The 24021-nt window shown below is 48.3% G+C and carries 19 protein-coding genes; 14 read left to right on the top strand and 5 right to left on the bottom strand.

Translation table 11 applies throughout. The features are described from left to right. Positions 1 to 291 precede the first annotated feature (291 nt). The 11 genes from DMN77_RS17465 to DMN77_RS17415 all read left to right on the top strand — a co-directional run bounded on the left by DMN77_RS17465 (position 292) and on the right by DMN77_RS17415 (position 16094). Positions 292 to 1923: a formate--tetrahydrofolate ligase gene (locus DMN77_RS17465; protein ID WP_068778311.1), complete on the top strand. Its 1632-nt coding sequence runs from the start codon at positions 292 to 294 to the stop codon at positions 1921 to 1923. A gap of 90 nt (positions 1924 to 2013) precedes the next feature. Beyond that, entirely contained in the window at positions 2014 to 3186 is a 1173-nt protein-coding gene (locus DMN77_RS17460; protein ID WP_179015826.1) for a GNAT family N-acetyltransferase, read from the top strand. 210 nt (positions 3187 to 3396) lie between these two features. Next, positions 3397 to 4257: a MurR/RpiR family transcriptional regulator gene (locus tag DMN77_RS17455; RefSeq protein ID WP_229520762.1), complete on the top strand. Its 861-nt coding sequence runs from the start codon at positions 3397 to 3399 to the stop codon at positions 4255 to 4257. 364 nt (positions 4258 to 4621) lie between these two features. Continuing rightward, complete coding sequence (locus DMN77_RS17450) at positions 4622 to 5926, top strand: ABC transporter substrate-binding protein (RefSeq protein ID WP_068778308.1); 1305 nt, start codon at positions 4622 to 4624, stop codon at positions 5924 to 5926. Positions 5927 to 6010: 84 nt separating this feature from the next. Next, on the top strand, positions 6011 to 6910 hold the full coding sequence (locus DMN77_RS17445) for a carbohydrate ABC transporter permease (RefSeq protein ID WP_068778307.1): 900 nt from the start codon (positions 6011 to 6013) through the stop codon (positions 6908 to 6910). Positions 6911 to 6922: 12 nt separating this feature from the next. Then, complete coding sequence (locus DMN77_RS17440; protein WP_256872467.1) at positions 6923 to 7753, top strand: carbohydrate ABC transporter permease; 831 nt, start codon at positions 6923 to 6925, stop codon at positions 7751 to 7753. A 15-nt stretch (positions 7754 to 7768) separates the two neighbouring features. Continuing rightward, positions 7769 to 9298 carry a DUF4127 family protein gene (locus DMN77_RS17435; protein WP_068778305.1) on the top strand — a complete coding sequence of 510 codons (1530 nt, stop codon included), beginning with the start codon at positions 7769 to 7771 and terminating at the stop codon, positions 9296 to 9298. A gap of 129 nt (positions 9299 to 9427) precedes the next feature. Then, positions 9428 to 11023 carry an FAD-dependent oxidoreductase gene (locus tag DMN77_RS17430; RefSeq protein WP_179015825.1) on the top strand — a complete coding sequence of 532 codons (1596 nt, stop codon included), beginning with the start codon at positions 9428 to 9430 and terminating at the stop codon, positions 11021 to 11023. Between the two features lie 172 nt (positions 11024 to 11195). Then, positions 11196 to 12917, top strand: a complete 1722-nt coding sequence (locus DMN77_RS17425) for a sensor histidine kinase (protein WP_179015824.1) — start codon at positions 11196 to 11198, stop codon at positions 12915 to 12917. Positions 12918 to 12929: 12 nt separating this feature from the next. Next, positions 12930 to 14276 carry an ABC transporter substrate-binding protein gene (locus DMN77_RS17420; RefSeq protein ID WP_068778302.1) on the top strand — a complete coding sequence of 449 codons (1347 nt, stop codon included), beginning with the start codon at positions 12930 to 12932 and terminating at the stop codon, positions 14274 to 14276. A 201-nt stretch (positions 14277 to 14477) separates the two neighbouring features. Further along, on the top strand, positions 14478 to 16094 hold the full coding sequence (locus DMN77_RS17415; protein WP_068778301.1) for a response regulator: 1617 nt from the start codon (positions 14478 to 14480) through the stop codon (positions 16092 to 16094). 86 nt (positions 16095 to 16180) lie between these two features. On the opposite strand, the gene DMN77_RS17410 is transcribed toward DMN77_RS17415, so the two are convergent. From DMN77_RS17410 to DMN77_RS17395, 4 genes are all read right to left on the bottom strand, one after another. Further along, positions 16181 to 16438 carry a GlsB/YeaQ/YmgE family stress response membrane protein gene (locus DMN77_RS17410; RefSeq protein ID WP_068778300.1) on the bottom strand — a complete coding sequence of 86 codons (258 nt, stop codon included), beginning with the start codon at positions 16436 to 16438 and terminating at the stop codon, positions 16181 to 16183. Between the two features lie 114 nt (positions 16439 to 16552). Continuing rightward, positions 16553 to 18520, bottom strand: a complete 1968-nt coding sequence (locus tag DMN77_RS17405; RefSeq protein ID WP_179015823.1) for a CotH kinase family protein — start codon at positions 18518 to 18520, stop codon at positions 16553 to 16555. A gap of 21 nt (positions 18521 to 18541) precedes the next feature. Continuing rightward, a complete protein-coding gene (locus DMN77_RS17400; RefSeq protein ID WP_068778298.1) occupies positions 18542 to 19237 on the bottom strand; it encodes a DUF4956 domain-containing protein in 696 nt (231 codons plus the stop codon). 1 nt (position 19238) lies between these two features. Then, positions 19239 to 19952 (bottom strand): polyphosphate polymerase domain-containing protein, encoded by a 714-nt coding sequence (locus DMN77_RS17395; protein WP_179015822.1) that lies wholly within the window; start codon positions 19950 to 19952, stop codon positions 19239 to 19241. 197 nt (positions 19953 to 20149) lie between these two features. Here DMN77_RS17395 and DMN77_RS17390 point away from each other — a divergent pair, with 197 nt between their 5' ends. The 3 genes from DMN77_RS17390 (at position 20150) to DMN77_RS17380 (ending at position 22732) form a co-directional block, all read left to right on the top strand. Beyond that, complete coding sequence (locus DMN77_RS17390) at positions 20150 to 21376, top strand: purple acid phosphatase family protein (RefSeq protein WP_179015821.1); 1227 nt, start codon at positions 20150 to 20152, stop codon at positions 21374 to 21376. Between the two features lie 92 nt (positions 21377 to 21468). After that, on the top strand, positions 21469 to 21804 hold the full coding sequence (locus DMN77_RS17385; RefSeq protein WP_068778295.1) for an antibiotic biosynthesis monooxygenase: 336 nt from the start codon (positions 21469 to 21471) through the stop codon (positions 21802 to 21804). A 154-nt stretch (positions 21805 to 21958) separates the two neighbouring features. Further along, a complete protein-coding gene (locus tag DMN77_RS17380; protein ID WP_179015820.1) occupies positions 21959 to 22732 on the top strand; it encodes an exodeoxyribonuclease III in 774 nt (257 codons plus the stop codon). A gap of 159 nt (positions 22733 to 22891) precedes the next feature. On the opposite strand, the gene DMN77_RS17375 is transcribed toward DMN77_RS17380, so the two are convergent. Further along, on the bottom strand, positions 22892 to 24019 hold the full coding sequence (locus DMN77_RS17375) for a VanZ family protein (RefSeq protein WP_179015819.1): 1128 nt from the start codon (positions 24017 to 24019) through the stop codon (positions 22892 to 22894). Between the last annotated feature and the right edge of the window lie 2 nt (positions 24020 to 24021).

The following is a 24021-nucleotide window of genomic DNA, read 5'->3' as shown; positions in this document are numbered from 1 at the left end:
GAGCTTATTCGACATCGAATCTTGAAGTCAGCCGGGCTTGAGCAAATGCTTATCAAGTTTTGTTTCCTCCGGGACATTTCAGGTGCTCACGTACCTGCTGCAGGCATAAGCTTCTTATTAACAATAGCTGGATAACTATCGAAGCAGGTTGATGACCATAATAAGGGTTGTCGGCCTGTTTTTGATTGATTGTTCTTTTTTGCACATACTAAGTGTTTCAGTTCATGTACAATATAACGGTGCAGCATTTTAGAATCCGCAATTTTAAGCTCATGGAGGTTGTCGCAAGGAATGAAGCCTATTATAGACGTAGCCAAATCTTTTGGAATCGATGAGAAATATCTTGAACTGTACGGAAAATATAAATGCAAGATTGACTTGCAAATCCGAGAGGATCTGCAGAATTGTGCAGACGGCAAGCTAGTGCTTGTGACAGCGATGAACCCTACGCCTGCCGGGGAGGGGAAGACGCTGACGACGATCGGTCTCTCCCAAGCGTTAAATGCTATTGGCATTCCTGCGATCGCCGCGCTTAGAGAGCCTTCTCTCGGCCCTTGCTTCGGTATGAAGGGTGGGGCGACTGGCAGTGGCAAGGCGGAAATTTTGCCCGCTGAAGATATTAATTTGCATTTTACCGGGGATATCCATGCTATCACTGCAGCGCATAATCTGCTGTCCGCAATGATTGAAAATCAGATTTATCACGGAAATAAGCTGCAGATCGATACGCAGAGAATTGTCTGGAAACATGCGATGGATATGAATGACCGCAGTCTGCGGCGAATTGTGTGCGGCATTGGCGACGGCAACGGAAGCGTACATGAATCGGGCTTTATGATCACAACAGCTTCAGAAATTATGGCCATCCTATGCTTAAGCGAGGATCTATCGGATCTCAGACAGCGGCTGGGACGGATTATCGTGGCCTATAATATGGCGGGAGAGGCGATCACGGCGGAGCAGATCGGTGCCGTCGATTCTATGACAGTATTGCTGAAGGATGCCATCAAGCCCAATATGGTGCAGACCGCAGAAGGAACTCCTGTCTTCGTTCACGGCGGTCCCTTCGCCAATATTGCCCATGGTTGCAGCAGCGTGATCGGTACCAAGACAGCGCTGAAGCTGGCGGATATTGTGGTGACTGAAGCGGGGTTTGGTGCTGATCTGGGGGCGGAGAAGTTTTTTGATATCAAATGTCGCCAGTCCGGGCTTGATCCAGCCGCAGCAGTGTTGGTGGTAACGATTAAAGCATTGAAATATAACGGTGGGGTTTCCAAAAATGAATTGGATGATCTTAACGCAGCTGCGCTGCAGGCAGGACTCGCCAATATGGAGCGGCATATTGAGAATATCCGCAAATTCAGGGTACCGGTTATGGTTGCCATTAACCATTTCGCGCATGATCATGACGAAGAAGTAGCCTTGGTTGTTGATCACTGCCGCCGTCTTGGAGTGAAAGCGGAGGTATCGGATGTATGGGCAGAAGGTGGCGCCGGTGGTCGGCGGATGGCCGAGACATTGCGGGATATTTTGCAGCATGAGCCGGTAAGCTTTACCCCTCTATATCCGAAGGACAGCAGCCTAATGGCTAAAATGGAGACGATCATCCGTCAAATCTACCGCGGTGCCGGCGCGCACCTGACTCCATCCGCACTTAAGAAGCTGGAGCAGATCGAGCAGCTCGGATATGGAAATATGCCGGTATGTATGGCGAAAACACCGTACTCCTTCTCCGATCAGCCTGCATTGCTTGGTGCGCCGGAAGGCTTTACCATACAGGTCAAAGATATTACATTATCGGCGGGAGCTGGCTTTGTGGTCGTTCATACCGGGAACATCGTAACGATGCCCGGATTGCCAAAGGTTCCGGCAGCCGAGCGAATCTATCTGGATGAGTCGGGAAAAGTAAATGGATTAGTGTAAATATAGGTGGAACAATCTGGATTTCCAAGGTACTCTTATACCTATAGGGTGTCCGACTATAACAATTGGGGCACGAAATGGGGGAATCCTATGGAAATCAGACAATTGGTTGCAGAAGAATTCGATCTGAGCGCAGATCTGGGAGAATATGCGTTTCAGTACAAGCTGTCTCCTGTGGAACGGACTGAACGAAGAACCCGCTTCAAGCCGGAGCAGGCTTGGGGAGCCTTTGAGAACGGGCAGCTGCTGGCGAAGCTTATGCTTCTGCCGCTGCAAATCTATATTCAGGGCAAGCCCTTTGATATGGGCGGCATCGCCGGAGTCTCCTCCTGGCCGGAGAATCGCCGCAGTGGCTTGGTGCGCGGTTTGCTTACCCAGGCGTTAAACGCCATGAAAGATCAGGGCCAGACGATCTCCTGTCTGAATCCCTTCTCTTTCGCTTATTATCGTAAGTTCGGCTGGGAGCTTATGACCGAGCATCGGAATTATACGATTCCGGTAAATCAATTTCCGGCCCGCAAGAACTTTGTAGGCAGAGTCAGAAGGGATCTGAAGGATATTGCCCTGTTGGATCAAATATACAGGCCATTTGCGCAGCGATATAATGGTACGTTGCTGCGTGATCGCGATTGGTGGGAGAGGTCGGTCTTGGATGAGAATGGACATGATGTTGTCTATTTCTCGGAGGATGGCACTCCGCAAGGGTACGCTCTGTACAATGTTGCGAACCGCGAGTTAACCATCGAGGAGTTTGTTTACCATAACGAGATGGCCCGTGAAGCATTGTGGACTTACTTCGCTAACCACGATTCCATGGTGAACCAAGCGGTAATCAAATTCGTCCCGATGGATGATTTCTTGCCATTCCTGGTTGATAACCCGCGCTTCAATCAGGAGATTATTCCTTATTTCATGGCCCGGATTGTCGATGCCGCTCCGTTTATTAATGAATATTCATTCCAGGCAGCGCAGGCAGGAACGACCCTGAAGCTGCGGATTGAAGATACGACAGCGTCATGGAATCATGGGGTCTGGCAGCTATATGTAGCGCCTGAGGGAAGAGGGCAGCTAAGCAAGCTTGATGAAGCTTCGGCCGAAGCCGAGCTCACTTGTGACATCCAGACCTTGACGACGATGCTTATAGGATATAGACGTCCGCAAGAAATGTACCGTTACGGCCGATTGGCCGGAGAGGAGTCAGCCGCTGCTGCACTGGAGCGCATCATTCCGCATGGGACGACCTATCTGATGGACTCATTTTAATGTCATAGGCAGCCATCCTTTTCTATTTAAGAAAGGGGTGGCTGTTTTTGTCCGGACTGAGGTTGATTGTGATTCCAAAGGGTGCGATAACCTGGTCTTGTCCTTGCCTATTCAACTCAATCTCGGATAAAATAGAAGAAATCAATCTTCCGAACGAGTAAAAAAGAAGATAAAGTTCAATAATTGGCTGATTGAAAGGGGATAAGGCACTTGTCAACCATACCAGGGATGGGGAAGACGCTCCTAAATATACACAGTAATTTGAACGGGCTTACCAAGGCCGAGCAAAAAGTGGCGCAATATATTCTGGATAACGCCTCCGATATTATTTATCATTCTGTGACCGAGCTGGCGGAAAAAGCCGATGTAGGAGAAACAACGGTGCTGCGCTTATGCCGGAAGTTAAAGTTTCAAGGATTCCAGGATTTCAAATTGTCATTGGCACAGGATCTGGTGAAGCCGATCGATAATTTGCATCAAGAGATAACAGAAGAGGACGATTCGACCGCGCTAAATGAGAAAATAATAGCCAATCATATCCGCACCTTGGAGCAGACAAGAGAACTGGCCGTTTCCGATCAGTTGGGCAAAGCGATCCATGCGCTGCTTCGGGCCCGCTGTATTTATTTCTTTGGCGTTGGTTCGTCTGGATTGACAGCGATGCAAGCGGCACATAGCTTCTCACGAATTGGCAAACTAAGCAGCGCCAAAGCGGATACTCACTTTCAGGCTATGGAAGCAGCCCTAATGACCAAAGAGGATGTGGCGGTTGGCATTTCGATCTCCGGAAGCACGAAGGATACAATTGAAAATCTGACCTTGGCTAAAAAGACGGGGGCAACCGTCATCGCCATCACAAGCAACGCCCGTTCGCCAATTACGAAAGTAGCGGATATCAGCTTGCTGATGATCGCCAGAGAGAATCCGCTGCAAGGCAGCTCTCTTTCCGCGAAAATCTCGCAGTTGGCTGTCATCGATATTCTGAATGTGGCCGTCTCCCTGCAAATGAAGGACGAGGCGCTGAGAACCAGAGAAGTAACAGCCCGAGCTATTTCCGAGAAATTGTATTAGAGCGACGCTGCATTTAATTGCAAAAGATGACTTGTACAGAGAGCCTTTTTAGGCTCTTTTTTTGCTGCCGATCCCTTTTTTTATGAAAAAGAAAAGCATATTACCAACTAAAAAGAAATAATCTTTTATTATTTAATAAATAGTGGAGAATTTCTCCAAAGCGTGTTACAATGAATTTGCAAGAGAGGAGATCTCTCCATTGTGACCGATCCATCCGGAAAGATTCACCGAACGTCTACGAAGTGGGATAGCTTTACAAGCTCGTTTTGTAAGCGCTTCACGAAAACCGGGTTGATGGATTCAAGGTCATCTCTTCTCTTCCACTATAGAAAGATAGATTATAAAGATGAGAGGGTGTTAGGACATGAGTTTCAAAGGAAGAAGGTTGATTTCATTATTGTTGGCGTCCGTGTTGATGGCGGGTCTATTGGCGGCGTGCGGTTCGGGTTCGTCCGGCAATAAGGAGGCGGCTCCGAACGGCAATAGCGACGGTGCAAAGCCAGAAAAGCAAGTCACTGTAGAGTTCTGGACAATCTCGCTGCAGCCGACCTTTAATGATTACTTCAACAAATTGATTGCGGATTATGAAGCGCAGAATCCAAATGTCAAGATCGATTGGAAGGATTATCCTTACGATGCTGTACTGAACAAGCTCATGACGAATATTGCTGGCGGCGATGCGCCAGACGTGGTGAACCTGAATACGGAGCTGGCCAATCAGATGGGAACCAAGGATGCTTTGGTTGACTTCAACCAAGAGCTGACAGCAGACCAGAAAGCAGCTTATTTCCCGGGGATCTACTCCTCCACGGAAATGGACGGCAAAGCGTTCGCGCTTCCTTGGTACACTGGATTGCCTGTCCTGTTCATGAATAAGGATCTGGTGGAAAAAGCGGGGCTGAATCCGGAAAATCCGCCGAAGACAAAGCAGGAATTGAACGAATGGGGTCGTCAGATCAAGGAAAAGACCGGCGCCTACGGCTATATTTTCACGATGGAAGCACGGACTTTGTTAGAGGAAAACCTGCCGTTCCTGACTGAGGATTATAAGAAGGCAGCTTTTAATACACCGGAAGTGGAAGAGTATGTCAATGAGAATTTACAGTTGCTGAAAGACGGCGTTATTCCAAAAGACATTATCAACTACGATAAACAAGTGCAATACTTCGCGAGTGAGCAAGTAGCTATGTCGTTATCCAGCTCGCCATTTATTAACAAGATCAAGACGGCTGCGCCGGATGTATACAACAAAATGCTTGCTGTTCCAAGTCCGGTTGGCAAAGCGGGCATCCGCTATTCCAACACGATGAACATCGTCGTGCCTACAGCAACCTCTCATAAGAAAGAAGCGGTCGACTTCGCTGTATTCGTCACGAATGCGGCCAATCAGCTGGAATTCTCCAAAATTGCTAATACATTGCCTTCCACAGTAGAAAGCGCCAAAGATCCGTTCTTCTCGGAAAATGACGGAACATTGGAAGGGGTCGCTAAGACGGTATCCGCAGTCAGCCTTGATAAAGCAGAAGATTTCTACATCGGTGTGGAGAGTGCCAAAGATGTTAATCAGACTATCACTAAAGCATTGCAGGAAATCTATTTGAACGGTGCTGATGTGAAGAAGAAATTGGCTGAGGCAGAGAACGACGTAAATAAAATTTTGGGCAACTAAATGGGGCAGATGGGGCAGGCTCGTCCTGCCCGATTCTTATAGATATAGAACTATCTTTTATAAAGGTGGTGGAGGAGCACTATTATGAAAAAAACATCTTTCTTTACTAGATTCGGCAAGTCGGAAGCGTCAGTGGCTTGGTTCTTCATGACACCAGGTTTGATCCTGCTGGCCCTTTTTGTCTTTTGGCCGATTATTTACAGCGTACCCCTGGCCCTGACGAATTACTCCGTTATAGGCAAGACTGAATTTGTCGGCTTGGATAACTTCGTCAAAGCATTGCAGGATAGGAGCTTCATTACATCGTTGGTCAACTCCCTGCTATATGTAATTGTTGTTCCTTTTATCCAGATTTTCTCTATTCTTATGGCGATACTAGTAAATAGCAATGTCAGAGGAATTAAATTATTTCGTACGGCTTATTACATCCCCGTAGTCACTTCCATGGTGGCGGTAGCGCTGATTTGGGGCTGGCTGCTCAACCAGAACGGGGTCATTAACTATGTGTTGTCCAATTTAGGGTTAATGAAAGAGCGAATTACCTGGCTGTCCAATAAAGATACCGCACTCTGGACCCTGATGTTCATTACGATGTGGAAGGGCCTCGGCTACTATATGATGATTTATTTGGCCGGATTGCAATCCATTCCGAAGGATCTGACAGAGGCGGCGATGATTGATGGCGCGAACCGCGCTCAGACGATTCGTAAAATTACAATCCCGCTGTTGAAGCCGTATGTCTTTTTCTGCACGCTTATCTCACTAATGGCGGCAATCCGAGTGTTTGATGAAGTGTTTATTCTGACGATGGGAGGACCGGGGGATTCCACTTTAACATCGAGCTTGTATATTTATCAGCAAGGCTTCCAGCAATTTAATTTTGGCTACTCCTCGGCACTTGGCCTAATTGTCAGCGTCATTATAGCCGCACTTAGTATTGTCATCTTCAGATTCAACCGGAAGGGCGGTGTCAATCCATATTAATGGATGCATGATATGAGAAAAAAACCATTTCGTGTTTTGAAATTATTATTGTTATATGGAGCCTTGCTCCTGTTTGCCATTTTTATGATGGGACCGTTCCTGTGGATCTTCAGTGTGTCGCTTATGCCCGGCAAGAATGTATTCAGCTTTCCGCCGGCGATCTTCCCGACTTTTATCGACTTTGATAATTACGTCCAAGTGTGGAACTACATGGACTTTCCAAGATATTTAACGAATACCTTGATCATTGCCCTGATGGGCGTTGTCATGAACATCTTCTTTTCTTGTCTTACAGCCTATCCGCTTGCGGTATTCCGTTTCAAAGGCCGGGATTTAATCTTTACGCTGCTGGTAGCAACGATGATTATTCCCGCTGCAGCCGGGATGGTAGTTAACTATTTGACGGTAAAGGCCTTAGGCTTAATGGGCGGGTTTATTGCCGTCGTACTTCCTTCAGCGATTACCGTGTTCAACGTATTCCTGATGAGGCAAGCGTTTATGGGCATGCCGCATGAGCTGCGCGACTCCGGTAAAGTGGACGGTGCAAGCGAATTTCGGATTTGGCTGCAATTAGCGTTACCGATTGTGAAGCCGGCGATCGCCGTAATTGGATTATTGGAGTTCATGGGGATGTGGAATAGTTTCCTCTGGCCGATGATTGTGCTTAATGATACGAAGCAGTATCCGATCGCGTCCGCGCTCAGCTTTTTAAATGGCCAATTTTCCTATAATTTTGGCTGGATTGCCGCCGGGACCGTCATTTCGGTTGTACCGATTATCATCGTGTTCCTGTTCACCCAGCGCTATTACATGGAAGGGGTATCCGGAGCAGTTAAAGGATAGGAGGAAGCTTGTTACATGAGAAAAATAATATATATTCCCCTGGACGAACGTCCGTGCAATTACGAATTTCCGGAACTTCTTGCCGCGGGAACGGAATACCATGTCGTTCGCCCGGATTTGAGCTTGATGGGGCTGAAGAAGCGCCCTGGAGATGTCGAACAGCTATGGGCCTGGTTATTCGAGCAAGCGCGTGATGCGGACGGAGCGATAGTGGCTTTGGACACCTTGCTATACGGAGGGATTATCCCCTCGCGACTGCATGAGATGACGGAGGCACAATGCGGGGAGCAACTGGAGAAGCTCCGTCAATTGAAGCGGATTAACCCGACATTGCATGTATTTGCTTATCAACTCATTATGCGCTGCCCACGCTATTCCAGCAGTGATGAGGAACCGGATTACTATGAGCATTGGGGCAGGGAGATTTTCCGGCGCGGATATATTCGCCATCGGTTGGAGCTGGGCATTGCTGCGGAAGAAGAGCAGCATGAGCTGCAGCAGATTGAGATGGCTTTGCCTGAATCTATCTGGCAGGATTACACAGAACGCCGTGCTGTCAATTTGGCAGCCAATAAACGGGCGATCGAATTGGTGCAGGACGGGGCCGTTGACTTTATGATCATCCCGCAGGATGACTCGGCCCCTTATGGCCTGACCGCGATCGACCAGCAGCATATTCGTGAGCATGTCAAGAAGTGTCAGCAGCAGCTATCCGTCTATATGTATCCCGGAGCCGACGAAGTGGGATGCACGCTGCTGGCCCGTATGATCAACCATTTTGAGCAGCGCAAGCCGCGGGTGCATGTTCACTTTGCCAGTGTGCAAGGGCCGTTAGTGATCCCTCTATATGAAGACCGAGTGTTATATGAATCGGTTAAATATCAGATCATGGCGGCTGGAGGGATGATGGCGCCTTCCCTGGCGGAAGCTGATATGGCCCTGTGCGTCAACACACCGGGCGAGAGCATGATGGAGTCGAATGATCAAGGGCAGCCTTATTTGGGGTACCAGGTATACCGGAATCTGGTTGAACTGATCGAGATGGCCGATGATATCGTCCGTCGCCTCGGCAAGCCTTGTGTTATCGCCGATGTGGCCTATGCCAACGGGGCGGATCTTGAATTGCTGCAGCTGCTTCGCGACAAGAAGCTGTTGTTCGAGCTGGCGGGTTATGCAGGCTGGAACACTAGTGGCAACACGCTCGGGACCTGCATTGCCCAAGGCATGATCTATGCCGTGTATGGCAATACACCGAAGCATCGCGATTTCCTGTCATTACGATATGTCGAGGATGGAGGTTATTGCGCTTCTGTCCGCAGGGAGGTAAGCGATCGGGTGCTGCCCGGTATGGGATTCAATTACTTTTCAGTCGACGGACAGCGGGGGCAAATTGCCGAGCGGGTCAGAGCGGAATTGAGCCAGTTCATAGAGGAGCGTTTGCGAGATCCGGACGGGAAATACGAGATCGTAATTGACGATTGCTACATGCCTTGGAGTCGGATGTTTGAGGTCGGGTTGAAGACCCATGTCCGTGAGATCCAATAAGAACAATAAAGTACGACAAGGGTTCGAGCTTCGCTAATGCTGCGAGGATCTGCAAATTTGCAAATAACAGAAAAGGCGCAAGAATAGCTTAGGACGTGTTGAATGCGCCGGAGAAGGAGCCTGCGGGAGATGGGTAACGAACGAATGACAGACGTCGTCGTCCTTGGCGGCGGTGTGGGCGGATGTATGGCCGCATTGGCTGCAGCCAAGACGGGCGTACGTGTGATTATGACGGAAGAGACGGATTGGCTTGGCGGCCAGTTGACAAGTCAGGCGGTTCCGCCGGACGAACATCAATGGATCGAGGAGTTCGGCTGCACAGAGACGTATCGCGAGTTTCGAGACCGGGTGCGTGCGTATTATAGAGACAACTATCCGATGACGGAAGAAACGAAGAATAATGGGCTGCTTAACCCCGGCAACGGCTGGGTGAGCCGCTTATGTCATGAGCCGAAGGTGGCGCTGCGTGTCATCGAGGATATGCTGGCCCCGTATGTGAACAGCGGCCGGATTACGGTGATGTATCATTTTCGGCTGACGGCAGCCTCAGCGAACGGAGATCAGATAGAGAGTGTAACCGTCACGCATATAAGTTCAGGGGAAGACGTTATTCTCAGAGGAGCCTACTTCCTTGATGCCACCGAATGTGGCGATGTACTGCCGCTGGCGGGTGTTGAATATGTAGTCGGTGCGGAGTCCAGGCATGAGACAGGGGAGCCGCATGCGTTGGAAGAGGCGAATCCGCTTGATATACAATCGATTACCCATGTGTTTGCGCTCGATTATATAGAAGGCGGCGATTTCACGATCGAGAAGCCTGAGCAATATGATTTCTGGCGCGAGTTCGTGCCGAAGCATACGAATATTCCACTGTTAAGCTGGTATGCAAACGATACGGATGACGCGGAGAAAATGAAGGAGTTTGCTCTATTCCCAGGCGAACGCAAGGATGCTTCCGGGCGGGAGCTGCTGTCGTTGTGGACGTATCGTCGTGTCATCGACCCGGCTTTATTTGAACCAGGGCTATATGAAAGTGATATCACCTTGATCAATTGGCCGCAGAACGATTATTTTTTAGGTTCGATTATTGATGTTCCTGAAGCAGAGCGGCAGGAGCATCTGGCCAATGCCAGACAGTTAAGCCTCTCCCTGATCTACTGGCTTCAGACCGAGACGCCGCGCCCGGACGGAGGGCGTGGATATCCAGGCATTCGCTTGCGTACGGACGTACTGGGTACAGAGGACGGACTGGCCAAATACCCGTATATCCGCGAGTCGCGCCGGATTCAAGCTATGTACACGATTACGGAGCAGGATGTCAGCAAGGAAATTCGCGGGGACCAAGGGATTCGTCGGTATAGTGATAGCGTTGGTGTCGGCAGTTATCATCTGGATGTACACCTGACGACCGTCACGAACCGGACGTTCTATATTCCGAACTATCCATATGAGATCCCGCTTGGGGCACTGCTGCCGATCCGGGTCAAAAACTTGCTTCCCGCCTGCAAAAACATCGGCACAACCCAAATTACGAACGGATGCTACCGTCTCCATCCGACGGAATGGAATATCGGGGAATCGGTGGGTTATCTAGCGGCCTATGCGCTTCAGAATCAAGTGACGCCGCATGAGGTGCACGCCAATTCGCAGCATCTTCAGGCTTATCAAGCGCTGATTCAAAAGCAAGGTGTACAAATCCACTGGCCTGACGATCTGGTGCTTTAATATCGATAGAACAGAATAATACCAGCAGACAGCCACTCTTGTTAATAAGGGGTGGCTGTCTCCAATTCTGATCCAGGGAATCATTAAGAGCTGATATTCTCTACAGCTGCAAGGAAAATAACTCAGTAACGAAGAATAATAGAGTTAGTAGATTTCTGGGGGGAGGGCGCAAATGAAGCTCCGTCGTAAAATCCTGCTGGCTATTATTCTTCTTGTGTTTATCCCTGTAATCCTGATGGGATCGATTTCGTATTACAGCTTCTCTCATACTATGGAGAAGAAATCGAGTAACTTCTATTGGGTATCTCTGCTGGAGACCGACCGGAAGCTGAGGTTTGCACTCAGCGAACTTACGACGATCTCCAATTCGGCGATTACACAACCGGCAATACAGAAGACGCTGAAGCAGCCGGATTTTGCAATTACGTATGAGCAGAAGCAGGATATTAACAACCTGATCAACCATCCGATGATTACTTCCTTCGGGCTCTACTCCAAGAATAAGCTGCTGTATCAGTATAATGAAGCGATGTCCTTCGGGGAATTGAGCGCCCAAAGCTGGTTCGAGGCCATGAAACAGGCTGAGGGGCGGCCTATCTGGGTTGGTCCGGGCGAGAATGGGTCCGCTGCTGCGGGCAATCCGGTTCTGATTCAGGCCAGGATAGTCAAAGATTATTATTCGCTTGAGGATATCGGAGCTGTCGTTATCTATGTGAAGCCGGATCTGCTCGATCAGGTATTTTGGGATGCGGCGACATTGAAGCAGGGAGATATCCTGCTGGTGAACAAGCAGGGGAAGATTGTGTTCGACAAGTCGGGCAATCATATTGGAGAAGCGACGGAGTTTCCGTTCCTGGCGGACGGCTATGACAATGAACGGGGGTATTACGTCGATAACTATCTTGGCGAGAAATCGCTGATTACATATTTGCCTTCCTATAATAAGGATTGGTATTTGGCGGCCATTACTCCCAGCCGCATGATTGCTTCGGAATCCGTCTCGATCCGCAATATCGCGGTCATTCTTGTCTTAGTCTCGCTGATCTCCGCCTTTCTGTTCGACCGTTTCTTTGTCCGCCGCCTGGTCGGCAGCATCATTAGCGCTGTGAACGGAATGAAGCGGGTTCAGCAAGGTATTTTCGTGCCGATTATGACCACGGTTAAGGCGGAGGACGAACGTGATCTGCTTATCGATGGGTTCAATCGAATGAGCAAACAGATCGTTGAACTGATTGAGCAGGTGCAGAAGGAGCAGAATCGCAAGAAAGAGGTTGAACTGCAGGCGCTTGTGGCGCAGATCAATCCGCATTTTATATATAACTCGCTGGAATCAATCAATTCGATGGCCGTGCTGGAGGGGAACCGGAATATCAGCAAAATGGTCGTGTCGCTAGGGAAACTGCTGCGCATAAGCATTAGCGAGAACCAGGAGATGATTCCGTTAGCGATGGAGATGGAGCATGTTCGCCATTACATGGACATCCAGAAGTTCCGATTTGAGGACAAATTCTCCTATCAAATTGAAGTGCCGGAGGAACTGAAGTTCTATAAAACGCAGAAGCTGATCGTTCAGCCTATCGTAGAGAATGCCTTATACCATGCGATAGAACCGATGGAGGGGAACGGAATAATCTCGATCACGGCCGGAGAGTATGGGAATGATATTGTTATTGATGTCAGAGATAATGGTCCGGGCTTTGATCAGTTTACTTTGCTAAGCCTATGGAGTAAGGATTGGAGCACTCTGAAGAAATATCGGGAGAACGGCGTAGGGTTGAAAAATGTCCACGAGCGGCTTCATCTGCAGTTCGGCGGATATTATGGCATTATGATTTGTTCCTCCCCCGGGTTTGGGTCCATCATCCGAATCCGTATTCCTAAAATGGTGCCTTAAGGGGGGAGAGAAATGAAGTGGTTACTGAATTGGGGCTGGATCGTTTTGTATGGATTAGTACTGGGCGTATCGGTGTTCATCATTATCGCTAATGGAAGTGAACCCATTGAGGAGCCCCAGACCGAGAAAATAACGTTGACCTTCCGCCATTTCTGGATCAAGGAGCATGATCGGCAAATGCTGAATATTTTTGAAGATGTCGTTGAGTCCTATCAGGCCTCCCATCCTAACGTTAAGATTAACTTCGAAGGGATGGACCAGACCGTACACCGTGAACAGAAGCTGAAGAGTGAAATGGTAACGGGGACGCCGCCCGATATGTTCGTATTGTTTGGCGGAGCAGAAATTGAGCCTTATGTCCGTTCTAACCGGCTGATGGATTTAACGGAATTCGTGCAGGAAAATGGGCTCGGAGATGAGTTCCAAGATCTTCAATTATGGACCTTCGACAATCATGTATACGGTTTGCCGATTGAAGGAAACGCTGAACCGCTCTATTATAATAAGCTTATCTTCGAGAAGCTTGGCATTAATCCACCAAGAACGTTAAATGAATTGGACTCCGCGATCAAGACCTTGAAGAATTATGGATATACGCCGTTTGCCCTGGGCAACGAAGAGAGATGGCCCGCGGCGATTTATGTCCATTATCTTATGGACCGGTATGCCGGACCGACGCTGATCCAGCAGCTGGCCCAGGGAGAGCCGGACAGGAGCTTCAATAATATCGTATATTTACAAGCCTTTAGGCATTTCAAGAAGTGGGTTCGAGAAGGGGCCTTCACCGCGCCGGCCAATGATCTGTCGACCGAGGAAGCGATCGATTCCTTTACGAGCAGCCGAGCGGCGATGTATCTGAACGGGAACTGGGACATTAATCTATTCCATAGCAAAAAGGAAACGGAAGATTTCCAGAATCAAGTGGGAGTTATCCCGTTTCCGTCGCTTCGCGCGGATCAGCCGCGTTCGATGGCGGGGGGTTATACGATTGGCATCGGGCTTTCCTCCACTCTTGAAGGCAGCAAACGAGAGGCAGCGCTGGAATTGCTTAAAATGTTCTATACCCAGGAAGTCCAGAGCAGAGTAGTATATGAGGGCCTGCGAATTCCTTCTATGAGAATCTCCTTCGATTCCGAGCAAACTGGCCCGGTATTCGCCCAGGTTGTCAAACTGATGGAGGGAAGCAAACAAACCTTTGTACCTTATGATAATGCCCTATCGCCGGAGGTCAGTAAGACCTTCCTGCAAGTGATCGAAGGGATGATTCTGGATCAGGCTTCTCCGAATGAAGCGTTGGAGCAAATTCAACAAACTTCAGATCAGTATTGGAAGCAGCGAAAAAGTATTTCACCGAATTAAGAGTTTGTTCAAAATGTCCGATATTTGGCCCCGAAGCTAAATAGAATTTATAAGGGATCAGCATTTAATGAAATTCTATACCGCAGCCAAACCAACCTTTGGACCGTGGCCGCCCATCCTTAAATGGCATCGATGCAGATTTCTTATCAAAGAGGGACTTTTTGAACTACTTCTCAAAAAATCTGGAGGCAGGTGTGTAGGGTGGAACAGAGAGAGGGGAAATATCGGGTTATTCTTGTGGACGATGAGCCGATTATTTTACGCAGCTTGAAGGTAGCGATTCCCTGGAATGAACTGGAGCTCGAAATTGTCGGAGAAGCGCGGAATGGAGAAGAGGCGCTGCAACTCGTACGCGAGCTTGCTCCCCATATGATTATTAGTGATATAAGGATGCCAGGCATAGACGGGATCACGCTGATGAAGAGAGTGCTGGCCGAAGACGCCAAGCGATTATTTATTTTTATTAGCGGCTACGGAGAGTTTGAATATGCCCGGGAGGCTCTGCGGGAAGGGGCATTTGATTATCTGCTGAAGCCGATCGATCATGATGAGCTGATTGAGATGATCCTTCGCGCCAAGAAAACCTTGGATAAGCAGATGGAAAATGACAAGCTGCTGCATTCGGTGCAAGTGTTATCGCTGTTAGCCCGTGAACGGATGTTTGCAGAGGTGATTGAGGGCAACCACAGTCAGAGCCCGCTGCAGCATATGCGCTGGCTGGAGAACAGCGAATTGGACGAAGAATATTTTATGGCGGTCGTGCAGCTGGATCATTATTTGAAGCTGAACCAAGTGTGGTCGCTTGAGGAACGAAGGTTATGGCTATTTGCCATCCGCAATATACTTAGTGAGTGGTCGCTGTCCCAAGGGGCGCTCACGGTATTTCCTTTTCATAGCGGAGAATGGGTTCTGCTCTTTCCGGCTTCAATGAATAAAGAGAAGGAACGGCTGGGGATCGATATTATTCAGCAGCTCAAATTAAATACCAAATTGCCCTGCTCCATTGGCTTCAGCCAGCCTGTTACCGGGATTGAGCGATTAAGCCAGGCATACCAGAGCGCGGCCAAAGCGCTGTACCAGCGCTTCTATAGTGATGAAGAAGGCGTATTTATCGATTCGCTTCAGGGAACCGGCGAGGCAGGCGACCCGAAATATCCGAAGCATCTGGAGTCCTCCATGCTGGAATGCATTCGCACGCTGAACCATGATAAGCTTATGGATTTGCTGGATAAGACCCGGGCGTACATTGAGGACAAGACCTTCTCTAAGGAACTGGCCGAACGGAGTATTGTCGAACTGACTGTTGTGCTATACAGAGAATTTGAGCATATGAATCTGATTCCTGAATGGTCTCTGGAGGGTCTGCTGCAGGAGCTGCATTCTCTTGCCGCACTTCGGGAGATGATTCAGTTATTGAAGAACAGCTTCGGGAAGTGGATTCGCGAGGGAGAGCAGAATGAATCCAAAGAAAATGTTCACGTGATCATTACGAAGTCGAAGTCTTATATCGACAATAATTATCATAAGGACCTCAGCGTAGAAGAAGTGTCCGAGATCGCCGGACTGAGCATCAGCCACTTCTGTATGCTGTTCAAGCAGGAGACAGGTTATACTTTCCTGGAGTATTTGACGAATTACCGGATTGAGAAGGCTCAATATATATTGAAGAACAGTCATGTCAAAGTCTATCAGGTGGCTCCGTTAGTTGGCTATCAGGACCCGCGTTATTTTACGCAGGTATTTAAAAAGGTCACGGGAAGAACACCTACAGAGTATCGTGAAGAGAGCCTTGAGACAGGGAGCGGTAACAACGTATAATTGCGGCTTCTGTTTACGTGAAAAAAGGCCAGCCAGAACAATTCCGGGCTGGCCTTTTTTGGTCTTTGGAAAGTCCGTCCCGAGAATTAGGTACGGTTCTTCCGCATGGAACGCATAATCAGACTGACGATAAGGACAAGCACGATCGCCCCAATCAGGGCAGGTACAAAGTAGAAACCGCCAAGGACAGGTCCCCAATTGCCTAACATGAAGCTGCCGAGCCAGGCCCCGATAAATCCGGCGATAATGTTGCCGATGATACCACCGGGAACATCTTTACCAAGAATTAATCCGGCCAGCCAGCCGAGAACACCACCGATGATTAATGACCATAAAAACCCCATTCATGAACACCTCTGCTTTTTAGTAGGTTTGCATTTACTATTTACCAAAGCAAGGTGTTTTAAACCTATATTCTAAAAAAGGTGCCAATTCGTAAAAATATACTGCAAATAGGCTTAGCGTCGGCGATGGAAACGTGCTACGAATATACAGCCCAGCGCGAGAATGACTAATGAGATACCAGCTGTTATGGCCTCGCCTGAGCTTCCGTCAGTTTGCGCTGTTCCTTGACCGAACCCGCCCCTTTCTCCGAAGCCACCAGGGAAGCCGCCCTCGATTCCGGCTTGTCCCCGTTCTCCATTCCACGCCGGAAGGTCCGTTGGAGCGTTTGTCTCATCCGGCTGAACCTGGTCGGTTTGGCTCTGCTGTCCATGATCAGCACTCTGCTGAGGCTCGCTATTTGTGGTCTGCTGTGTTGGACTGCCATCCGTACCTTGTTTCTGTCTAGCTTGCTTATTCGTCTCTTCTGACGGGGTTGGGGCGGCGTTTACATCGCCGTTCGGTGCGATTGGCTGGGCTTGCTCGCCCTGAACATTACCGCCTTGACCCATGGTAGGTCTGCCACCGCCCATGCCGCCTCTGCCTCCCATGCCACCGCCCATACCTCCGCCGCTGCCGGAACCGTCGCCTGAAGAAGGGATCGTCCCATCCAGCTGTTGCGTTATATTCTCGACTTGGGAGGAGTTGCTGTTAATCAACTGGGGCAAAGCTTGTTCATACTGCTCATAGGTATAGAACGCAGTAGGATCTGCTTTAACATATGAACTGATCATCTCGGACAATTGATTAACCCGCGCTGTGAAGGCATCGTTGGCAAGATAGCCTTCGGTCGCTTCCTTCAAAATCTCGTGGTACTCCTCCTTGTATTTATCGACGGCGATCAGCTTGGCGATCAGCGGCCGTTCCGCCACCGCTCCCTGAGTGGGTTCATCAATCAGCAGCTTGCCATTGCCAGTATTGTTCCCTTTTGCGGCATCCGCATTATTCTCAATGTCGGCATCCGGATTATTTGGCAGATCACCGCCTGGAACATCGCCATCCGGAATATTGGCAGGGGTATCGGCATCTGGAGCATCGGCATCTGTATTGCGCTTGAATCCGCCCATGTCTATATTCATACCGCCTCCCATCCCTCCGCCCATGCCCCCGAACGCCATGTTGTAGTCCCAGGGCAGGATGGAGAATACCCCTTCATCTTCATAAAGGTAATAATTTTGCTTGTTAGCGCCGATATAGCTGTCCGAATTGTTGGTAGCAACATTCAACGCAATGTACTTCAATGCTTCTGTCACATCGATATATTTCTCATAATCGGAGCCGTTGTTAAGCTCATTCAGCATATCGATCAGAATATTTCCATTAGCTGTCTTCGATTTCTGTACCAGTCCGGTGTAACTGTTCGGGTCATCCCCGAGCCAGGACAATTCGCTGCCGCTGCCGGTCATTTCGCCTTTATAGAGGGCGCCATAGGAGTTGCCGAAATGCCGCTCCAGATAAGCATCCCCGATCTGCTCCACGGCCAGATAGAAGCCCCAGAGCTCGTCATTGATATAGACATTCACGTATGAGTATTTAGGGGTAGGCAAGCCCATTTGCTCCGCCAGTTCATACGCCAGAAATTCACGCATGTAGGAAGCATCGCTATAATTGTTATTCAGATTAATTTTGCTGATGCCATCCAGCGTCTGATTTATATATTCATCAAAAGATAGCTTAAAGCTGTAGCGGTCGGAATCCTCCATCTGCACAACACTGCGCAAGGTGAGGTTCCCTTTGGTACGTATCCCGATATTGTCAAAATGTTTGCCGTTGTAATCGACGGACGCTGTCTTCATCTCCTCGTCGCTGGCATGATCCAACATATCCTGAAAATCATCTTCATCTATCGTTATTTTCACATCTACTACTTTGTCCTTTGGAAACACTTCCTCATCCAGCCTGTCAGTCACCGGCGAGGAGGTGTTTCCTGTCTTCTCCGTGTCATTGGAGATGGTTGGACTGCTGTTGGTATCGCAGGCGGTCATCGCGAAGATCAAGATGAACGAGCAAAGACATAGAAGAAACCTGGAGAATTTAGTCTTCATCTTCTGTTACACCCCCGCGTTTTAAGATACATAGTCGCCGTTGTAGCTGATCAGCACGGCATTCCGGACGCCCTGAAGCGCGGAAATTTGATTGATGAAGCTCCCCTCTCCTTTACGCAGGCGAATTTCCAAAGTGACTTCGATATTGTCTTGAGACACCGTCTTTTGCTTTACATTGTAGCGTTTTACCAGGCTGCCAATCTGCTCCTGAAGCCGTTGTTCGCTCTCGTCACCGTCACAATTGACAACTAACAGGTAAGGATTCTCAACCGACGAATTCTTGATAAACAGAAACAGTACCAATCCGATGATGACAGAGCCAATCATTGCTAAGGTGTAGAAGCCGGCACCGGTGACAATCCCGGCAGCCGCGGCCCAGAACAGAAATATAAGATCGGTAGGGTCTTTGATCGGCGTTCTGAAACGAACGATGGATAGCGCACCGACCATGCCTAGTGACAGGACGAGATTGGAATTAACGGCGATAATGATCATGGACGTGACCATGGTCATACCGATCAATGAGACGTTGAAGCTTTTGGAGTAGAGTACCCCGCTAAAAATCCGTTTGTACAGGGTATAAATAAACAATCCAATTGCAAAAGCGATAGCCAGTGCAATAATAATTTTCGTTATGCTGATGTCGGAAGAGGAAAAATTGCTTAGTACCGATTTCTTAATAATATCGCTGAATGTTGTGGATTCTGTATTGTTCATCTTAATGATCCTCCCATGAATTCATTTTCAGATATTTGTTGCAAATAACATATTTTGAGGTGGATTGCTGGATCAGGCCGTCTAACTGAATGGCGGCTCTGATATATTCCGGCAAGTATTCATTATATTTGACCTCAAGAATAATCAGATTGTCGTCTATGGCCAGCACCGGGGACAGGCCCGGATCAAACATGTCGATACAGTTCAGGCCGGTGCGGAGCTCCTTATCGAAGGTGATGCGAACATTCCCGCTGCGGCAAATATAAGGTTCGCGCACATAGTCAACGATTACTTTTGGACGCAGCAGGTTTTGGGTTAACTGTCGGTATAATTCCATCATGAATGGCTTGTCAAGTTGATGAAGCACTTCGTAGTTGCCGGCAAGAATAGAGTTGTACTGATCGCGACTCAGCGGTTCTTTCATTTTCGCGACATAATTATTGAACTTAATCTTCTTCTCGAAGCAAATCAGGCTGTCGCTCTTATTGTATATGCGGATCCGATACTTGTTCCGGTCGCGGACACCGCTTAATTTCTCGTAGAGAGCGGTATTGTCCATATCATCGAAGTAAAGGCTGCGAATATGATATTCCCCGCTTCGTCCGGCATGCTCGTCCAGCTTGATCAGGCTTCTTAGCCGCTGCCGTATAATAAAATACTGCTGGCGATTAACTACATATTTCAGTTCATGGCGGTATTTAAGTTTAGCGTTCATTAGTTCTGACACCTCTTTTCCTGAGCTTGATTGTACAAACATCATCCTAGCAACCGATCCTGATTTTTGACTTAACGTATCCTGAACGTTGACTGAAAGTTGTTTACATTGCGTTGACAAATGTAAGACAATGGCAAAAAATTTAGGGAGAAGCTCTTGCATGTACTTCTAGAATTGGCAAACGAGGAGGAAAGCGGATGAAGGAACATAGACGTGATAAATGGCTTCTGGCCGCAGTATGCCTGCTGATATTGGCCGGTGCTGCGGGGATTATCCGGCTGGAGCATGTCCATGCGGCACAGCCTAAGTCATTGGTTACTACTTTTAAGGGGGACCCTGGAACCTCAAGGGCCTTTACCTGGTATACAGAGGATGATAGTACAGAGGCACTGCTGCAAATTGCCGAAGGTACGGGTGGTTCAGCCTTGAAGGGAGAGGGTGCACTTGCTTATCAGGCTGAATCGATGGTCATCGATATCGGCGATGGGCAAAGGATTCGTTCTCATAAAGTGGAAGTCAGTGGGCTTAAACCGGGTCATTCCTATATTTACCGGGTGGGTAACGGGAGTAAGGGCGGCTGGAGCAAGGCGTATACCTTCACTACCGAGGCGGAGGAGGTGGAGGAATTTACATTCATTAACGTTACTGATTCCCAAGGGATAACGAGAACGGATTTTGAGCTATGGGGCAGGACGCTGGAAGCCGCACTGATTCATTTTCCGCAGGCGAGTTTCATCGTTCATAATGGCGATCTGACCGAAAATACAGAGGATGAACAGGCCTGGAATGATTTCTTCGCCACGGCGGACCAGTGGGTGCCGTCTATTCCGTTGATGCCAGTTACAGGCAATCATGAGCAGGTGGACGGTGAAGCACCGCAGTATCTGGCCCACTTTAATTTGCCGGAGCAAGGGGCGGAGGGTTCGCTGCCGGGGACAGTTTACTCCTATGACTATGGCGAAGCGCATTTCGTAGTGCTGAATACGGAATCCAATATTGACGAACAGACGAAGTGGTTGCGTGAAGATCTGAGTCACAACAGCAAACGCTGGACAATTGTTGCGATTCATCGGCCGGTGTATGGAGGGAATCGATACAAGAAGATTGAAGGCTGGGCCAAGGTGTTCGACGATTATCACGTCGATCTGGTGCTTCAGGGGCATAATCATGAATACTCCCGCTCCTATCCGATCAAGGACGGGAAGGTCGTTAACGAAGGAGAAGGAACCGTATATGTAACGACAAATGCATCGGGGCAGAAGTTCAATGAGAAGAAGCAGGATCAATTTTATCATGCGGTCCATTTTCAAAATTTCAAGCAGATGTACGCCGCTATAACAGTGACGAAAAGCTCGCTTACTTACGAGGCCTACGATATAGAAGGACAACGATTGGACAGGTTTGAGCTTGGACAACGCAAATAGAAGTAAAAGAGGATATGTTGACAATGATAATCATTATCGACTAATATAAATATAATTATTAAAAATATTTATTTAATTCGGAGGTACTGCCATTGTTTATCATGACAAGAACGATGCTTATCGAAAAGGGAAACAGCGATAAAGTCATTGAACGGTTCAGCAAGCCTGGTCCGATGGATGAAATGGAAGGCCTAATTGATATTAGCGTGATGGTGAATAAGAAGAGCAAGGAACAGGAAGAAGTAGTCACTGTTATCCGGTGGGAATCGGAAGAAGCCTGGAAGAATTGGGAGAAGAGCCCCGCGCATATTGAAGGCCACCGTCAGAAGAAAGGTCAGCAGCCTCCTTCCTATATCATTAGTACCACTGTAAATTTATATAACGCTGATGTGGTGAAGAAAGGGAAAGCCTTTAACGCCAATCATTAATATATGAATAATAAGGAGACAGTGCCGCTGTGGTGGGGGTGCTGTTTTTTTATTTGACGCGATGGTGGGAATAGGTTACAGCAAGGTCAACTGATGCCGGCGACAGATTATATGATAAAATCAGACTATCTTATATTCTAGCAAGGAGAACATTATGAAACTGGTATCTTGGAATGTGAACGGTCTTAGAGCATGCGTAAATAAAGGATTTTATGATTATTTTAAAGAGGTGGATGCGGACATTTTCTGCGTTCAGGAGACGAAGCTGCAGGAAGGGCAAATAGAACTGGAGCTGGGCGAAGAGTATGAACAGTACTGGAATTATGCGGAGAAGAAAGGGTACTCCGGCACGGGTATATTCACAAGAATTAAGCCGCTGTCGGTATGGTACGGGATAGAGGAAAATGATGAGCCAGAAGGGCGAATAATTACATTGGAGTTCGATAATTTCTATCTGGTTAACGTGTACACTCCAAATGCCAAGCGTGATTTGACCCGGCTGGAATACCGCCTGGAATGGGAGGATCGCTTCCGCAGCTATTTATTGGAGCTGGATGGTAGGAAACCGGTCATCGTATGCGGGGATATGAATGTGGCTCATCAGGAGATCGATCTGAAAAATCCAAAGTCGAATCTGGGCAATTCCGGCTTTACCCTGGAGGAGCGGGGCAAAATGACCGAGCTGCTTGGCGCGGGGTTCGTGGACTCCTTCCGTCATTTCTATCCTGACCGGGAACAGGTCTATAGCTGGTGGTCATACATGCTAAAGGTTCGGGAACGGAATGTTGGATGGAGAATTGATTACTTCCTGACCTCGGCCAGGATCACTCCATATTTGAAGGATGCTGACATCGATTGCCATGTGATGGGCAGTGATCACTGCCCGGTGAAGCTCTGCTTAGAAATGAGCGAAGCTGAATCTGCTTGATAATACAATAAGGATATAGTTCTTAATTATTATCTGAGTTGAAGCGTAAAAGTAGAGTCCCAGAGCTTTATCTAGCGGATTCAATTGGATGGATATCAACCTAAGAAGCCCGTCCAGACAAAAGGTCATAGAGACCGTTTGTTTGGACGGGCTTCTATTTCACTGGTTGCCCGCTTCTGGTACATGCTTGTCTCGGGGCTCCCAGGCGACGACATGCTTGGTTCTGCTGAGCTTCTCGTAGAAGAGCTGCGGCTCCTTGCGGATCATGTAGATGATAACATGAATAAAGAGGGCTACATCAAGCGCGAAGATAGACAGCGTAACTGCTACCGAGATAAATGGATGCAGATCATGGGTCCATTTTGGAACAAATTGATGTATGCCGTAGATTAACCAATATAGGATTCCGTAGCGTAGAACGAGCGACAGTAGGGATACCCTCTGCTTCGGTCCGGTTCGAGTCAACTTGATGCGTACAATCCATTTGCCAAACGTATAGCCGCCTGTCAAGTAAGGAAGCAGCATGAAGTAAAGGCCGGTTGACAGGAAGAATGACAGAGACAGATTGAATGCCTGATCGAGGATCACTTCAAGGATAGTCCAGATCCAGAAGTCGATAATGTAGGCGATCCCACGCCTTAAATACGTGACACGATTGGCCGCCGGATTTACGTTGGCATCCAGATGTTCCACATTAGGCAGCAGACTTGAGGTCCAGTCGGCGATTAGAACTCCCAAGATTCCTCCGAGCGTGTTCATCAATAGATCGTCTACATCGAATACACGGTAAGGATGCTGATAGATCCCATATAAGCCCGTCAATTGCGTAAGCTCAAAAAACAGGGACAGCAGGAAGGTATATAGAATACAGCGCAGCCATCCGAGACGGTAGTAATATCGGAGCATGATGCCAAAGGGCACGGTTAGAAAAATATTGAACAGAACTTGAAGAAAAGCACGTTCCTTAAGCAGATGCAGGTAAGATGACGGGCTGCTGATGACGACCCCGGTCTCCTTCACAATATCGTGAATGAAATTGAGCGGCATCCATTGTATGCCCCCTGAAGCCATGGGCAGATTGTGTCTGGAAGCGGGCAAGGGCAGGATTACAAGGAAATAAGCATTCATTAAATACAGCAGGAACAAATAGAGCAGGAAGGACCTGAATTTGTTGATATAGCCGTATTTGCGATACTGCACAATCAGGAACGGCATCGTAAATAAGAAGGCAGCGAAAGGAAAAGAGAAAAAAGCATATTTAATTGGGAATAAATAAGATTGCAGCATAT

This window comes from Paenibacillus sp. 79R4, from assembly GCF_013393165.1.
Taxonomy (GTDB): domain Bacteria; phylum Bacillota; class Bacilli; order Paenibacillales; family Paenibacillaceae; genus Fontibacillus.
This window is presented reverse-complemented; position numbering and strand designations above follow the sequence as displayed.

What these genes read in the sequence shown, in the direction of transcription:
- DMN77_RS17465 (WP_068778311.1), top strand. Translation starts at nt 292, where the DNA reads ATGAAGCCTATTATAGACGTAGCCAAATCTTTTGGAATCGATGAGAAA.
- DMN77_RS17460 (WP_179015826.1), top strand. Translation starts at nt 2,014, where the DNA reads ATGGAAATCAGACAATTGGTTGCAGAAGAATTCGATCTGAGCGCAGAT.
- DMN77_RS17450 (WP_068778308.1), top strand. Translation starts at nt 4,622, where the DNA reads ATGAGTTTCAAAGGAAGAAGGTTGATTTCATTATTGTTGGCGTCCGTG.
- DMN77_RS17445 (WP_068778307.1), top strand. Translation starts at nt 6,011, where the DNA reads ATGAAAAAAACATCTTTCTTTACTAGATTCGGCAAGTCGGAAGCGTCA.
- DMN77_RS17440 (WP_256872467.1), top strand. Translation starts at nt 6,923, where the DNA reads ATGAGAAAAAAACCATTTCGTGTTTTGAAATTATTATTGTTATATGGA.
- DMN77_RS17435 (WP_068778305.1), top strand. Translation starts at nt 7,769, where the DNA reads ATGAGAAAAATAATATATATTCCCCTGGACGAACGTCCGTGCAATTAC.
- DMN77_RS17430 (WP_179015825.1), top strand. Translation starts at nt 9,428, where the DNA reads ATGGGTAACGAACGAATGACAGACGTCGTCGTCCTTGGCGGCGGTGTG.
- DMN77_RS17425 (WP_179015824.1), top strand. Translation starts at nt 11,196, where the DNA reads ATGAAGCTCCGTCGTAAAATCCTGCTGGCTATTATTCTTCTTGTGTTT.
- DMN77_RS17420 (WP_068778302.1), top strand. Translation starts at nt 12,930, where the DNA reads ATGAAGTGGTTACTGAATTGGGGCTGGATCGTTTTGTATGGATTAGTA.
- DMN77_RS17410 (WP_068778300.1), bottom strand. Translation starts at nt 16,438, where the DNA reads ATGGGGTTTTTATGGTCATTAATCATCGGTGGTGTTCTCGGCTGGCTG.
- DMN77_RS17405 (WP_179015823.1), bottom strand. Translation starts at nt 18,520, where the DNA reads ATGAAGACTAAATTCTCCAGGTTTCTTCTATGTCTTTGCTCGTTCATC.
- DMN77_RS17400 (WP_068778298.1), bottom strand. Translation starts at nt 19,237, where the DNA reads ATGAACAATACAGAATCCACAACATTCAGCGATATTATTAAGAAATCG.
- DMN77_RS17395 (WP_179015822.1), bottom strand. Translation starts at nt 19,952, where the DNA reads ATGAACGCTAAACTTAAATACCGCCATGAACTGAAATATGTAGTTAAT.
- DMN77_RS17390 (WP_179015821.1), top strand. Translation starts at nt 20,150, where the DNA reads ATGAAGGAACATAGACGTGATAAATGGCTTCTGGCCGCAGTATGCCTG.
- DMN77_RS17380 (WP_179015820.1), top strand. Translation starts at nt 21,959, where the DNA reads ATGAAACTGGTATCTTGGAATGTGAACGGTCTTAGAGCATGCGTAAAT.
- DMN77_RS17375 (WP_179015819.1), bottom strand. Translation starts at nt 24,019, where the DNA reads ATGCTGCAATCTTATTTATTCCCAATTAAATATGCTTTTTTCTCTTTT.